The following is a 13,725-nucleotide window of genomic DNA, read 5'->3' as shown; positions in this document are numbered from 1 at the left end:
CTGACGGCATGGATGTTTCTGAAAAGGATTTCAATGAAAGTCTCCTTCTGTGGCCAGTGCAACAGAAAAGCCCTGCTGCTTTGTTTTTCTCTGATGCATATAACCGGCTTTGCCTCTGAGACAGATGAAAATATATCCGCACAAGAGCAGGAAGTAGAATTTGATTCATCGTTTCTCTATGTCAGTGACAAGAATGCTATTGATTTAAGCCGTTTTGCCAGCAGCGCATCGGTACTGCCAGGAATATACCGCACTGCGGTATATGTTAATAATACCGCATAAGGAAAGGATGATATTCATTTTATTTCCCGCCAGGACGGTTCAGTTTATGCATGCTTTAACGCGTCGTTGCTGAAAAAAATTCCCTTTGCTGAGGCGAAGTTGCCCGAGGATTTCTACCACGGCATCCGTGAAAGTGATCCTGAATCCTGTATTGATCTACGCGAAAAGCTCCCGCAGGCCGAGGTGCTCTATGACAGCAATGAGCAGCGTCTTGATATCAGCGTGCCGCAAATATTGTTAGTTAAAAAAGCGCGAGGTGCGGTTGACAAGGAAGAGTGGGATAGCGGTATTGCCGCGATGCCACTGGGCTACAACATAACGGGTTACCGCAGTGAAAGTCAGGGCAATGTCTGGCAGTCGGCTTACGGTACACTTAATGCCGGGTTGAATCTGGGTCCATGGTATTTCCGGCATAATGGTAACGGCAACTGGCAGGAACATAAAGAATTCAGTTACAACGCGGTAAACACCTGGCTGCAACGTGATCTGCCTGTTATACAGGGACGCATACTGGCAGGCCAGACCTCCACGCCTGGATTGATCTTCGATACGTTGCCGTTCAGCGGCGTGCAGATTGCCAGCGATGATCGCATGCTTCCCTACTCACTGCGCGGCTATGCTCCTGAAATCAGAGGTATAGCCCGCACTTCGGCTCGCGTTACGGTGAGGCAAAACAATCAGTTAATCTATGACACCACCGTCCCACCCGGTGAATTTTTGATTAACGATATTTATCCTGCTGGTTACGGCAGCGATCTGTATGTAACCGTGCGGGAAGCAGATGGTTCGGAGCAAAACTTTCAGGTTCCCTACTCTTCTATTGCTCAGTTACTGCGTCCTGGCAATCACCGCTATTCCTTTACCGCAGGTAAGATACGCAGCAGTAATCTGCATGACCATCCGCCATTCTGGGAGGCGACCTGGCAATACGGTTTCAGCAATATCCTCACCGGCTGGAGCGGCCTGCAACTCAGTGAACGCTACTCAGCTGTACAATTTGGTGCTGCGGTGGGAACGTCGGCGGGTGCCTTCGCGCTGGACATCACTCATGCCCGCGACAGCGAAAAGCAATGGAACAATCTCCAGAAAAGTAGCGGAGAAAGTTACAAGTTCAGCTACAGCAAAACGGTGGATGCCACCAGCAGTAATCTTAACCTTTCCGCCTGGCAATTCTCATCCCCGGGGTATCAGGATCTGCTGACTACGCTGCAAAATCGTCAGTCGCTGAAAAGTGGAACATCGACTTCTGCCAGCTGGCGAACTCGCCAGCGTCTGACGCTGACGCTCGATCAGTCTCTGCCGACAGGTTTTGGTCACCTGACCTTCTCAGGTTCGATACAGAATTACTGGAACCAGCCGCATGATACCCGGCAATTTCAGTTCGGCTACAGCAACAGATTTAAATCACTTACCTGGGGGATCACCGCCAACCGGACCTACTCTTCTGATGGTGACGCTGAAAATAATTACCTGCTGAATTTCACACTTCCGTTAGCAAAAAGCGCCAGCCACACCAGTTCACAGCTCCGTGTCGATTTAAGTCGCGATGGTGACGGACGGTATGCCAGACAGGCCACATTGACGGGAACGCTGGGCGACGCCAACCCGTTCAGCTACGGCATTTCCGCCACCAGTGAAAATGGTAATGGCACCTCCGGATCGGTGACCGGCAGCTATCACAGCCGTCTGACGGCAATGAGCGGCAGCTGGAGTCAGGGTAGCGGCTACAAAAGCGGCTCCTTCAGCCTCAGCGGCACGATGCTGGCCCATGCAGGAGGCGTCACTCTGACGCCTTATAATTCTGACACCTTTGCACTGATTGAAGCACGCGGCGCAGAGGGAGCCAGAGTCTCCACCTATCCTGGCGTTTATGTTGATCATGCCGGATTTGCCGCAGTTCCCTATCTCAATCCTTATCAGTTGAATGAAGTCACCATCGATCCCGTTGGTGCATCCAGCAGCATTGAGCTGGATAACACCACCCAGCGGGTTGTCCCCTGGTCCGGCGCCGTTGTTGCGGTGAAATACAACACCCGCTATGGCAATCCACTGTTAATCAACGCGCTCTACAACGGGGAACCGGTAAGATTTGGTGCAGAAGTTATTGATGAAGAAGGAAATTCATTGGGCTCTGTCGGACAGGCCGGACAAATTTTTGTCCGGGTCAACACCATGCAGGGGCAACTGACCGTGAAATGGGCAGAGGGCGCGGACGGTCGCTGTACGGTGGACTATCAGCTACAACGCGTTAAAAAGGAAAAACATCCTCGCCTGCAACGCTTTAACACTGTGTGCGCGGGTGCACCATCCGATGCGCTCCCGGTAAACAACCCGCGTGAATAAGCCAAAAGCTAACCGGCGGAACAAAAAGGAATTTAATGATGAAAATCACCTGCGGGCCCGGCGCTGTTACCACCCTCATTCTGCTGATGGCCTCAGCCTCCTGCCCTTCCTTTGCAGCCAGCTGTCAGCTCAGTAACAGCGCGCTCAAATCCACGGTTTTGCCGCTGCAAAGCAGCGCCCTGACGGTCGGCCAGGATGTCAGCAACGGCACCATTATTTATCATCAGCATTTCCGTCCCGCAACTTCTGTCACGCTCAGTTGCGAAAACGGCATCCCCGCAAACCCGACCATTCGCGGCGCACTCACCACAGCTCGCCGCCTGTCTGACTGGTCAGATGGTCGCTTTGCACCAGGCACGGTTTATCAGACCGACGTGCCCGGAATAGGCATGGCGATTTATGCTTATGGTAATACGCAATACACCGTTCCTTTCAGTTATCCATTAGCGGGAATACAAACGAACGATCTCTCCGAACGGGGATGGATACCCCATGAAGGAATTGAATTTGATGTTGTATTAATTAAAACCGGGGTTATTATACCCGGCAGAATTGGTGGCGAGAGTTTACCCGGTGTTAACTACAGTTTATATTCTGCCGATCATTCTCCGATTAATCTGGGCAATCTGCGATTTTCCGGCGCTATTGAAATAGTATCAAGGACCTGCACCACGCCGGATATTATTGTGCCGATGGGCAACTATGAAATATCAGGAACCTTTAAACAACCCGGCAGCTACAGCCCCTGGCAGGATGCCTCGATAAAGCTGACCGACTGTCCGCGATTTCACGGTATGATGTCGATGAGCAGTGGATCGGGAAACCTGCAACAAGGGAATAAAATTAATAACAGCATTAAGCTATCACTTTCTCCTAACACCCCGATTATTGACAGCTATAAGGGAATTCTGGCTGTAAAAAGCGGTAATGGCAGCGCTTCTGGGGTAGGCATCCAGTTAGCCTGGGGTACGCAGGGCGATCCTTCACCGCAATGGGTAAATTTTGCTGAAAGCCGGCAATTTTTTCTGCCTGATGACGGCGCCACCCAATTTTCTCTACCGCTGATGGCGCGTTATATCCAGACATCATCTCAGGTCATGCCGGGTAAAGCGGATGCCACAGTGACATTTACCATCTATTACTACTGAAATATGTCAAAAGGTTGTTAAGGATAATCAAACATAGAGGGAATTATGTGTATATATATTATTTCTGATGATCGTTTTTTTGTCGCAGGTCTGAGAGAAATTCTGAGCGCGACAGAAAACGAATTAAAGACGTATAGCTACGCGAATGGATTACTTCTTTTTTATTATTGTGGTTTTCGACAAGAAGATATTGTGATTGTCGATATCCATTATATGCAAATGACCCCATCACAAAACCTGGCCTACAACACCTGCTATTTTGGCGTAAATATTCTTTTTGTGGTTGATTTACCCTTACAGAACGAGCCGGGTAATTTCTATCCTTACTGGATAGTCTCCAAAAAATGTCCAGTAAAAATACTGCTACCGCTGCTGAAATCGATTGCCAGTGACAAACCGCCACATACCGACCACCTGTCCCGAAAAGAGAATATCGTACTGCGCGAACTGGCCGTTGGGCACTCGACTGACTTTATTTCTCGTAAGCTGAATCTTTCCACTAAAACTATCAGTTCCCATAAGCAAAATGCGTTTCGCAAACTGGGAATGACCCGGCTCAATGATATGTCACTGATTTGTTACCGACAGATACTGAATTTGTATGCCGGATTCAATCACTCTTGTGCTCAGCGAGCAAGAGGGCATGTTCCTCTGCCCGCTGGGATCAAACACTATTCACTAACCCGGTAACGTTCCAGCCAGTGAGCATAAGGAGCAGGCAGAACCCAGGAAGGTCGCTCTTTGTTCAGCGTCAGCGCTGCCTGATAAGGCCAGTTGGGATTGGAAAGATGTGCGCGACCCACCATCACCAGGTCGAGTTCTCCTTTCTCAATGGTCTGACTGGCAATCAGCGGGGAGTCGATCCCCCAGGCAGAAGCCACCGGAATTTCTGCTTCACGTCGGACCCGCTCAGCCACGGGAGCAAGGAAAGCCGGCCCCCACGGGATCTGCGCGTCTGGCGTGGAGAAACCGACGCTGACGCTCAGCAGATCCAGGCCACCGGCGCGGAACTGTCTGGTCAGGTCGATGGCTTCATTCAGCGTTTCTTCATCGCGCCCGTCGTATTCAATCACCCCAAAGCGGGCCGTCAGCGGCAGGCTGTCAGGCCACTCTCTACGAACCGCCGCCAGCGTCTCCAGCAGAAAGCGGCTTCGGCCCTGCAGATTGCCGCCCCAGGCATCGTCGCGCTGATTGGCATGGACGGAGAAAAAACTCTGAGCCAGATAGCCATGGGCAAAATGCAGTTCAAGCCATTCAAAACCGGCCTCCCTGGCACGTCTGGCCGCCTGGGCAAAGTCTTGCTGGATGCGGGCTATATCCACCCCAGTCATTTCCTGCGGGACCTTCGACAAATTAGCACCGAAAGAAATGGCGGAAGGTGAGAGCGTTGCCCAGCCGCGCGGGTCATTCTCAGCAATATGATCGTCGCCTTCCCACGGCTTGTTGGCACTGGCTTTGCGCCCGGCATGAGCAATCTGGATGCCCGGCACTGCCCCGGCAGCTTTTATTGTCGCCGCAATCTCTGCCAGTTTTTCAGCCTGCGCATCATTCCAGATACCCAGACAGGCCGGGGTAATCCGCCCTTCCGGCGATACGGCTGTTGCTTCCACAATCACCAGACCTGCACCACCCCGGGCCAGACTGCTGTAGTGCACGCGGTGCCAGTCATTACTGACACCGTCAATCGCGCTGTACTGGCACATCGGAGGCACCGCAATACGATTGCGTAACCTGATATTTTTTAACGTAAAAGGGGTAAAAAGTCCGGCCATAATTACCTCGTTATAACAGAATGATTTGTTTGCCGCTGAAGTTACGATGTTTAAGAGCATCAAGCTGCTGCGGCAGCTGCGCAAAAGAGAAGTGCAGCAGGGTTTCCTGCTTCAGGGTGCCCGACGCGATTTGTTGCAACAGCTGCTCACCGCTGGCGGTCAGCTTTTGCCAGTCTGACGCATCGCCATGTTGATGCAGTGCACCCAACGCCACCTCATGCATCGACAGCGCCCGGCCAAAAGGCGTGCAGGGCCAGTCTTCGACACGCCCCTGAATGCAGACCAGATGGCCGTTAGCTTTCAGCAAATCCGCAAGCGCCCGCGCATGCTCAGCGCCGACACAGTCAATCAGCGCAAAATAGCGCGGTGAGTCAGCCGGAGTGGCAATCTGTTCGCGGTTGGTCAGGCAACGCTGCGCGCCCAGTTCACTCAGACGTGACCAGTGCCGTTCGCTACACATCACCGTCACCCGGAAGCCTCTTGCCACCGCCAACTGGACCAGATAGTGCCCGACCGAACCGCCGGCACCGGCGATTAACAGCTCAGCACCCGGCTGCGTCGGCAGCTTTTCCAGCGCCTGCCAGGCGGTCAGTCCGGGACAGGGAAATGCCGCGGCCTGAGCAAACTCAAGAGCGTCGGGCAGCTGCATCAGTACATCAGCTGCAAGAGGGGTGTATCCCGCAAAACTACCGGCAGCGCGCAGATTCTGGTGATAGGCTACCCGCTTTCCCAGCCAGCTTTGCGCCACGCCACGGCCGACAGCCACTACGGTTCCGGCACCGTCCACGCCGGGCACCAGCCCTGTCTGGCTGTCCAGAACTTTCCAGTCTACCGGGTTCAGACCGATTGCCGCGTTTTGCACCAGCACCTCACCCGGCTGCAAGGGCATTGCATTGATGGTTGTCTGCCGGAGATGCTGCGCAGACTCCCCTCCCTGCCATACCCAGCCCTGCCAGGCGGCGGGCAGAACGGATGATACAGGCTTATTCATAGGCACCTGCCGAATAGGTCAGCTCATAGCTGTGGCTGTAAATTTCGAGGATATTGCCAAAAGGATCTTCCATGTACACCATGCGATACGGCTTCTCGCCGGGGAAGTATTCACGGACGGGCATCCGCTGACGGCCTCCCGCCGCCACAATTTTTGCCGCCAGCCGCTCAACATCCGGATCCTGCACACAGAAGTGGAAGACGCCCGATTTCCAGTATTCAAAGTTATCTTCACGACGCTGGGCATCGCGAAACTGGAAAATTTCCACCCCGACACGATCGCCGGTGGAGAGGTGGGCAATGCGGAACGAACCCCAGCCCGCACCAAATACATCACTGCACATCACGCCAATCGCTGAGTCATCTTCCCTGATTTCCGTGGGCGGCATAATCAGATACCAGCCCATTACCTCAGTGTAAAATTTCACCGCCGCATCAAGGTCGGTGACTGACAGACCAATATGAGAAAAGCTACGCGGGTAGCCTGGGATCATGGTTTTCACTCCTCATTATACAGAATGATATTCAGGCTACGCCCACCCCCCTATAATGAAAACAGAGTAATGGTTATGAGGATTATAAAATTTCATTATGTTAAATCCGCAATGGCTTCGTTCCTTTACCGTACTGACCGAAACAGGCAGCTTTACCGCCGCCGCCGAACGCCTGGGGATGACGCAGGCCGCCGTCAGCCAGCATATCCGTCACCTTGAGCAGCACCTTGGTTTGCTCATCCTGCGTAGCAAACGTCCACAGACGCTGACGCCGTCCGGCCTGGCCCTGCTGGATTATTGTCAGGAGCTGGACAGAGCAGAGAAACGCCTGATTCTGAGAATGAGTGAAACGGATATCACCTGCGGCGAGATCGGGCTGATTAGCCCCGGCAGCATCGGACTGCGCCTGTACCCTCTGCTGCTGACACTCCAGCAGCAACATCCGGCATTGTGCATAAGGCATCGCTTTGCTCCCGATCAGGAAGTGACCGAGGCGGTGCTGCATAACCGTTTTGAAATGGGACTGGTGACGCTGAAACCGGACGACCGACGGCTGCACGCCAGACCCTTTACCGAAGAGCCGCTGGAGCTGGTGATCCCACAGGCAGAAGAGGTTAACGGCTGGGACGATCTGGCACGCCTGGGCTTTATCGATCATCCGGATGGCATGGCGATGGCGACCCGTTTGCTCAGCCGTCGTTTTCCCGGCAATCCTGGCGTTCGCAATCTGCCGCAGCGTGGTTTTATCAATCAAATAGGCCTGATTCTGGAACCGGTGGCCCGCGGGCTGGGTTTCGCTGTACTGCCACGCTTTGCCCGCCAGGCCTTTGCGCAGCAGCAGGCAATCCGCGTGGTGGAATGTGATGTGCCGGTGGTGGATACCATCTGGTTGATCCACCGCGCCGAGTGGCCGCTGTCGCGCCGGGCCACAGAGGCGATCAACTTTCTGCAACAACACTTTCAGCCATCGCCCGGTCCGGAAAAAGAGTAAAAATTGCGGCCATTTGTAACATCGTCAATAAATGTCACACTTTAACCGTCGCAAATGCATCTTTCTGGTCGTGATTTGTTACGCAATCTTTATCATTGGGCGGAAAAACTGGCTATAACGCGATTGCCCGGTAATGAAATTCAGAGATTTTGCAGAAGAAGAAAAGTTGTTTGTACGCAGGGCATTGGTGGCCTTTGGATTAGTGCTGGCCGGTTTCGTCACGCTGGTCGTCAACCTCTGGCACCTGCAAATCGAGCAGAATCAGTACTACCAGACGCGTTCGAATCAGAATGACATCAAAATGATCCCTATTGCGCCAACCCGCGGGATGATCTTTGATCGCAACGGCATTCCGCTGGTGAAAAACGTCACCTGGTATGACATTGAGATCCTGCCGTACAAAGTCGAGGACATGAAAAGCTTACTGGCGCAACTGACGCCGATTGTTGACCTCACACCTGACGATATTGATACCTTCACCCACGCGCTGCATGCTAACAGCCGTTACAAACCGGTGGTGTTGAAAACCGAGCTGACCGACGAAGAGGTGGCGCGCTTCTCCGTCAATCAGTACAAATTCACCGGCGTCACCATCAGTAGCTATGAAGATCTCCAGTATCCTTACGGCCCCGATCTGGCCCACGTTATCGGCTACGTTTCCAAAATTAACGACAACGACTATAAGCGGCTGGATAAAGCCGGTATTGGTGAGAACTACGCCGCTGACCACAATATCGGTAAGCAGGGGATTGAAGGCTATTATGAATCGGTACTGCACGGTAAAACCGGCTATCAGGAAGTGGAGGTGGATAACCACGGTCGGGTGATCCGCGTGTTGAAAGAGGTGCCGCCGGTGGCCGGAAAAGATCTGTGGCTGACGCTGGATCTGCATCTGCATCTGCAACAGTATGTGGAAACCCAGATTGTCGGTCAGCGTGCCGCCGTGCTGATCGAAAATCCGCAAAATGGCGACGTGCTGGCAATGGTTTCCAGCCCAAGCTACGATCCCAATCCTTTTGTAAAAGGCATCAGTTACAAAGCGTATAAAGCATTGCTGGAAAACAAAGACCTGCCGCTTATTAATCGGGTTACCCAGGGATTGTATCCTCCGGCTTCTACCGTCAAGCCTTATATGGCGATGTCGGCGCTGTTAACTCACGTCATCACGCCATCTTCCACCTTCTTTGGCGCGGCCACCTGGACTCTGCCCGGCACCACACGGAAATATCGCGATTGGAAAAAAACCGGTCACGGTACGCTGGATGTCACCCGCGCCATTGAAGAGTCTGCCGACACCTTCTTTTATCAGGTGGCCTTTATGCTGGGCATTGATCGCATCCATACCATGCTCAGCCAGTTTGGCTACGGTAAGCCCACGGGTATCGACCTCAACGAGGAGTATAACGGCCTGTTGCCCAGCCGCGAGTGGAAGCAGAAAGTACATAAAAAGGGCTGGTATCAGGGAGATACCGTCTCGGTAGGCATCGGCCAGGGTTACTGGATTGCCACCCCGGTGCAGATGGTCAAAGCGCTGGATACGCTGATTAACAACGGTCGGGTGATCCAGCCGCATCTGCTCTATCAGGAAAAACAGGGAAAAGAGGTTACGCCGTGGAAACAGACCATTCCTGTTCAGCAAATCGGTGACGCCAACTCGCCATACTGGGGACTGGTGCGCCGGGCGATGTTTGGCATGGCAAATGCGCCAAACGGGACGGGCTATAAATACTTTCACACCGCGCCTTACGGCATCGCGGGAAAAAGTGGAACGTCCCAGGTGTTTGGACTGAAACAGAATCAGATCTATAACGCAAAAATGATCCCACAGCGCCTGCGCGATCATATTTTTTATACCGTCTTCGCCCCTTTCGATAAACCCAGGGTGGCGATGGCTCTGATCCTCGAAAATGGCGGGGTGAATGGCGTCACCGCCGCACCGCTGGCAAGGAATATTCTGGACCACATTTTCCTGCCACCGGATGTGGCACCGATGTCAGCCACCGCCGATCCCGGAAGTAACGTCAGTGCGCAGTAACGGTTTGAGTTCTTAACGGCGCAGGACAATTTGTGGCACCGCATCCTGACTGTGATGGTGAACCTGAAGGTCAGCCTGATACCAGCGGGTCAGCGTCGCCTCGGTCATGACCTCTGCGGGCGTGCCGCTGGCAACCAGGTGGCCCTGATGCAGTAACAACATGCGATCGGACCACAGCGCGGCCAGATTGAGATCGTGCAGCACGCAGCAGACCGTCAGTTCACCCTGGCGGGTCAGCTGATGCAGCAGCCGCAGCGCATGTTGTTGATGGTAGAGATCCAGCGCCGAAGTAGGCTCGTCAAGAAACAGCCAGCCACGAGGTCCGTCATCATGCCAGAGCTGGACCAGCGCGCGCGCCAGCTGCACCCGCTGCTGTTCGCCGCCGGAAAGGAAGCGATAGTCACGCTGCGCCAGCTGCTCACACCCCGTCAGTTCCATAACCCGATCGACAATCTCCCGGGCGGTTTTTTCAGACCAGGGCGCCCGCCCCATCGCCACCACCTCGCGTACCGGCACGGCAAACTCGATATGGCTTTGCTGACGCATCACCGCACGTCGTCGGGCCAGCTGGTCACCGTGCCACTCGGCAATCGGCCGGTCATCAAGACAGCAGCGTCCTGCACTGAGCGGTAAAAAACCGGTCAGTAGCCGCATCAGGGTCGATTTTCCCGCACCGTTCGGCCCAATCAGCGCCACCATCTCACCCGGATGCAAGGTCAGCGACACGCTGTCAATCAACAGACGCTGACCGAGACGATAAGAGGCATCAGTCGCCTGTAAAAGCTGGCTCACAAGCGGCCCCCCTGACGACGAAGGATCAGCCATAAGAACCAGGGCGCACCCAGCAGGCTGGTGAGCAGGCCGACCGGCATTTCTGCCGGAGACACCAGGGTTCTGGCCAGCGTATCGGCCACCAGCATCAGCATCGCCCCCAATAACACCGCACCGGGTAACAACCAACGGTGGTCACCCCCCATGCAGAGTCGGATCAGATGCGGTACGACCAGACCAACAAAAGCAATCACGCCGCTGACCGCCACCGCCGCCGCGACCATCAGCGCACTGAGGATCAGCAGGATACGCTGCGTGCGCCGCACATCCACCCCCAGATAATGTGCTTCCTCATCACCCAGTTGCAGCAAATTGAGCCGCTGCGCCTGCTACTGGGTCGCCAGCATGGTCGGCAGGATCAAAACAGCACAGGCCACGACCGTCGGCCACTGCGCCTGTCCCAGGGAGCCCATTCCCCATAGCGAAAGCTGGCGTAGCTGCTGATCGTTGCTGATCCATGACAGAACGCCCACCGCCGCCCCGCACAGGGCATTGATGGCTATGCCTGCCAGCAGCAGTCGCGGAAGCGTGGTGCTGCGATGACGGCTGAGGATAAAAATCATCATCGTCACCAGCAGACTTCCGACAAATGCCGCCAGCATCGGCCACCACAGCGCCAGTGCCGCAGGCAGCGTAACAGGTATCACTACGGCAAACGCCAGCATCAATGAGGCACCGCTGCTGATCCCCAACAGGCCGGGATCGGCCAGCGGATTACGAAACAGCCCCTGCATGGTGGCCCCGGAAAGTGCCAGCGCCGCCCCCACCAGTACGGCAAGAAGCACGCGCGGCAGGCGAATGTTCCACCAGATTTTCCAGATCATGCTGTCGGCAGGTGCCTGCCAGACCATTGCCAGCGACAGACGCATGGCACCGGTATTGGCCGCCAGTAGCATCATCGCCAGCAGCATCAGCAACATCACCAGCAAACGACGCTGCACCTTCACTCTTTTCATTGCGCTACGGTTTCCGCAGCCTTACGCAGCTTGACGATGGCCCCCGGCGTCTGTACACCAAAGCCCAGCAGCGCCATTTCATCTACGACCAGCAGGCTGTGATTTTTGCCTGCGGGCGTCAGCGCAAGACCCGGCAATTGCCAGATTTTGTCCTCACCGCCCATCGCCTTCAGGCCGTCCTCACCAATCACCACCAGCTGAGGCGCACTGGCAACAATCCCTTCCTGCGTCAACGCCTGATAGTGCGGGATATTGCCCATCGCGTTTTGTAGTCCGGCGCTACGAATAGCACCATCAGCAGCGGTTTCAGTACCGGCCGCCATGGCTTTCATCCCGGAATGATTGAGGATATAGAGCACTTTAACCGGCAGCGGCTTATCCGCTACGCCAGCCAGCTGGTCGTTGATTTTTGCTTCCAGTGCCTTGCCCTGCTCCTCACGGTGCAGCGCACCGGCAATGGTGCTCACTTTCTGCTTAATGGCGCTCAGTGAAGGCTCACTGGTAACGGTGACCACTTTCACTCCGGCCTGCTCAACCTGCTGCAAGGCGACGGAAGGCTTCGCCAGCGCGCTGACGATAACCAGTGTCGGTTTCATCGCCAGGATACCTTCTGCGTTCAGCTGACGCATGTAGCCCACATCAGGCAGTTTCGTCACCACCGCAGGTTGGAGGCTGGTGGAGTCACGGCCCACCAAATCCTGCTGGGCGTCCAGCGCATAGATAATTTCTGTCAAATCGCCGCCAATCGACACCACCCGCTCCTGCGCCAGCAGGGTAAAAGGCAGCGCCAGTAGCGCCAGCAGCCAGGTTTTCATGCGACTTCCCCCTCGCCCAGTAGCGATATCTGTTCACGCCAGCGGGTCTGCTCCGGCATTCCCTCAGTGCGCTGACCATTCAGCTGAGCAATCTGCGTCCCGTCGGCAGCAAACAGCTCCAGGCTGGTGACCATGCCATCTTTGGTAGGCTTGCGGACTACCCAGCTTTCCGCAATGGCGTCAGCCATCAGATGCAGGGTGAAGGTCGGATTAAAAATATTCAGCCAGTTGTCCATTGGCATCAGCTTCTCGACCACGCCGGTAAAGATCTGCACACACCCCCGGTTGCCAATGAAAATCATGATCTCATTCGCGTCTTTCTGCGCCATCTCCAGTAATTCGCTGAGCGCACCGTTATCCACCTGCTGCGCCAGATCGTCGGAAACGGCCCGGAAAGCCTGCTGGCGGCTGATATTGTGTCGTTTCAGCAGGCCAAAGAACTGATGGACGTCAGTCATCGCACGCCATTCCTGTTCTACCAGAGCACAGTCAGGCTGTGGGTCAGACGCCTCCACCTCCGGGCTGCTGATATGCAGTTCAGCGGCATTTTCTACGGTAAATCCGCCGATCAGCGTCTGCCAGGCAGCCATATCACTCTGCGGCGTGGTGTAGATTTTCAGTACGGCATCACCCTGGGCATCAAAAATCTGAATGCTGTGGCGATCGCCTCGCGCCGTTTTTTCATGTAACGCGAAGGCGCTTTTCCATTTGGCAGGAAAAAAACGCAGATCCAGCGCGCGGGGATTGAGGATTAACGCTCCGTGATTACCCAGATGCAGATTGTCATAGCGCCCGACCTGTTCATGAACCGCCCAGGCATTGCGGGTGATCGATTTGGTTTCGCCAACTGCGGCCAGCGCCGGTAACAGTGCGGTGAAATCAGGCCGCAGGGTGACGGCATCATCCAGGGTGCGTGCGTGCGTCAACTCCGCTTCACTGACGCCGAGCAGGCTGGCCAGATCGCGGGCGTACGTTTTCGGTTGTTCTGCTTTCAACGCCTGGTAACGCTGAAAAAGTGTGCTCTTTTCCATTTGCTCTCCTTAAAGCCCTGCGGTGTTACGCAGGGCA

The 13,725-nt window shown here is 54.8% G+C and carries 11 protein-coding genes and 2 pseudogenes; 6 read left to right on the top strand and 7 right to left on the bottom strand.

From position 1 onward, the window contains the following. Positions 1 to 12: 12 nt before the first annotated feature. From BG55_RS23225 to BG55_RS21435, 4 genes and pseudogenes are all read left to right on the top strand, one after another. A pseudogene (locus tag BG55_RS23225) lies at positions 13 to 591 on the top strand (FimD/PapC N-terminal domain-containing protein); the annotation flags it as partial. Further along, positions 580 to 2,625 (top strand): fimbria/pilus outer membrane usher protein, encoded by a 2,046-nt coding sequence (locus tag BG55_RS10135; protein WP_235192745.1) that lies wholly within the window; start codon positions 580 to 582, stop codon positions 2,623 to 2,625. The pseudogene BG55_RS23225 and the gene BG55_RS10135, both read left to right, overlap by 12 nt. Positions 2,626 to 2,660: 35 nt before the next feature. Further along, positions 2,661 to 3,773 carry a fimbrial protein gene (locus BG55_RS10130; protein WP_152542717.1) on the top strand — a complete coding sequence of 371 codons (1,113 nt, stop codon included), beginning with the start codon at positions 2,661 to 2,663 and terminating at the stop codon, positions 3,771 to 3,773. A 192-nt stretch (positions 3,774 to 3,965) separates the two neighbouring features. After that, entirely contained in the window at positions 3,966 to 4,463 is a 498-nt protein-coding gene (locus tag BG55_RS21435) for a helix-turn-helix domain-containing protein (protein WP_160170847.1), read from the top strand. On the opposite strand, the gene BG55_RS10120 is transcribed toward BG55_RS21435, so the two are convergent. Genes BG55_RS10120 through BG55_RS10110 form a run of 3 tightly spaced genes read right to left on the bottom strand, consistent with a single transcriptional unit; the run spans position 4,445 to position 7,029 of the window. Beyond that, positions 4,445 to 5,545 (bottom strand): NADH:flavin oxidoreductase/NADH oxidase, encoded by a 1,101-nt coding sequence (locus tag BG55_RS10120; protein ID WP_034937108.1) that lies wholly within the window; start codon positions 5,543 to 5,545, stop codon positions 4,445 to 4,447. The genes BG55_RS21435 and BG55_RS10120 overlap by 19 nt on opposite strands. A gap of 10 nt (positions 5,546 to 5,555) precedes the next feature. Beyond that, positions 5,556 to 6,536: a zinc-binding dehydrogenase gene (locus BG55_RS10115; protein WP_034937105.1), complete on the bottom strand. Its 981-nt coding sequence runs from the start codon at positions 6,534 to 6,536 to the stop codon at positions 5,556 to 5,558. Beyond that, positions 6,529 to 7,029, bottom strand: coding sequence for a lactoylglutathione lyase family protein (locus BG55_RS10110; protein WP_034937102.1), 501 nt, complete (start codon positions 7,027 to 7,029; stop codon positions 6,529 to 6,531). The genes BG55_RS10115 and BG55_RS10110 overlap by 8 nt, the downstream gene beginning before the upstream one ends. A 97-nt stretch (positions 7,030 to 7,126) precedes the next feature. On the opposite strand from BG55_RS10110, the gene BG55_RS10105 reads away from it, so the two are divergent. Beyond that, complete coding sequence (locus tag BG55_RS10105; protein WP_052018779.1) at positions 7,127 to 8,020, top strand: LysR family transcriptional regulator; 894 nt, start codon at positions 7,127 to 7,129, stop codon at positions 8,018 to 8,020. 133 nt (positions 8,021 to 8,153) lie between these two features. Continuing rightward, the gene (gene mrdA, locus BG55_RS10100) at positions 8,154 to 10,055 is read left to right on the top strand and encodes a penicillin-binding protein 2 (RefSeq protein ID WP_034937100.1); all 1,902 of its coding nucleotides are present in this window, start codon (positions 8,154 to 8,156) and stop codon (positions 10,053 to 10,055) included. Positions 10,056 to 10,067: 12 nt separating this feature from the next. Here mrdA and BG55_RS10095 read toward each other — a convergent pair whose 3' ends face one another. The 4 genes and pseudogenes from BG55_RS10095 to BG55_RS10080 form a co-directional block, all read right to left on the bottom strand. Next, a complete protein-coding gene (locus tag BG55_RS10095; protein WP_034937097.1) occupies positions 10,068 to 10,847 on the bottom strand; it encodes a heme ABC transporter ATP-binding protein in 780 nt (259 codons plus the stop codon). Continuing rightward, positions 10,844 to 11,842 (bottom strand): annotated as a pseudogene (locus BG55_RS10090) (FecCD family ABC transporter permease). The gene BG55_RS10095 and the pseudogene BG55_RS10090 overlap by 4 nt, the downstream one beginning before the upstream one ends. Further along, positions 11,839 to 12,657 (bottom strand): heme/hemin ABC transporter substrate-binding protein, encoded by an 819-nt coding sequence (locus BG55_RS10085; protein ID WP_034937096.1) that lies wholly within the window; start codon positions 12,655 to 12,657, stop codon positions 11,839 to 11,841. Before BG55_RS10085 ends, BG55_RS10090 begins: the two are co-directional and overlap by 4 nt. Continuing rightward, positions 12,654 to 13,688, bottom strand: a complete 1,035-nt coding sequence (locus tag BG55_RS10080) for a hemin-degrading factor (RefSeq protein ID WP_034937093.1) — start codon at positions 13,686 to 13,688, stop codon at positions 12,654 to 12,656. The genes BG55_RS10085 and BG55_RS10080 overlap by 4 nt, the downstream gene beginning before the upstream one ends. Positions 13,689 to 13,725: the final 37 nt, after the last annotated feature.

Origin of the sequence: Erwinia mallotivora (assembly GCF_000590885.1) — a bacterium.
Classification (GTDB): Bacteria; Pseudomonadota; Gammaproteobacteria; order Enterobacterales; family Enterobacteriaceae; genus Erwinia; species Erwinia mallotivora.
The sequence above is the reverse complement of the archived record's forward strand: the minus strand, read 5'-3'. Positions and strand labels throughout refer to the sequence as shown.

Excerpts from the sequence above, each read along its gene's own strand:
- BG55_RS10135 (WP_235192745.1), top strand. The coding sequence starts at position 580 with ATGCCACTGGGCTACAACATAACGGGTTACCGCAGTGAAAGTCAGGGC.
- BG55_RS10130 (WP_152542717.1), top strand. The coding sequence starts at position 2,661 with ATGATGAAAATCACCTGCGGGCCCGGCGCTGTTACCACCCTCATTCTG.
- BG55_RS10120 (WP_034937108.1), bottom strand. The coding sequence starts at position 5,545 with ATGGCCGGACTTTTTACCCCTTTTACGTTAAAAAATATCAGGTTACGC.
- BG55_RS10115 (WP_034937105.1), bottom strand. The coding sequence starts at position 6,536 with ATGAATAAGCCTGTATCATCCGTTCTGCCCGCCGCCTGGCAGGGCTGG.
- BG55_RS10110 (WP_034937102.1), bottom strand. The coding sequence starts at position 7,029 with ATGATCCCAGGCTACCCGCGTAGCTTTTCTCATATTGGTCTGTCAGTC.
- BG55_RS10105 (WP_052018779.1), top strand. The coding sequence starts at position 7,127 with ATGTTAAATCCGCAATGGCTTCGTTCCTTTACCGTACTGACCGAAACA.
- mrdA (WP_034937100.1), top strand. The coding sequence starts at position 8,154 with ATGAAATTCAGAGATTTTGCAGAAGAAGAAAAGTTGTTTGTACGCAGG.
- BG55_RS10085 (WP_034937096.1), bottom strand. The coding sequence starts at position 12,657 with ATGAAAACCTGGCTGCTGGCGCTACTGGCGCTGCCTTTTACCCTGCTG.
- BG55_RS10080 (WP_034937093.1), bottom strand. The coding sequence starts at position 13,688 with ATGGAAAAGAGCACACTTTTTCAGCGTTACCAGGCGTTGAAAGCAGAA.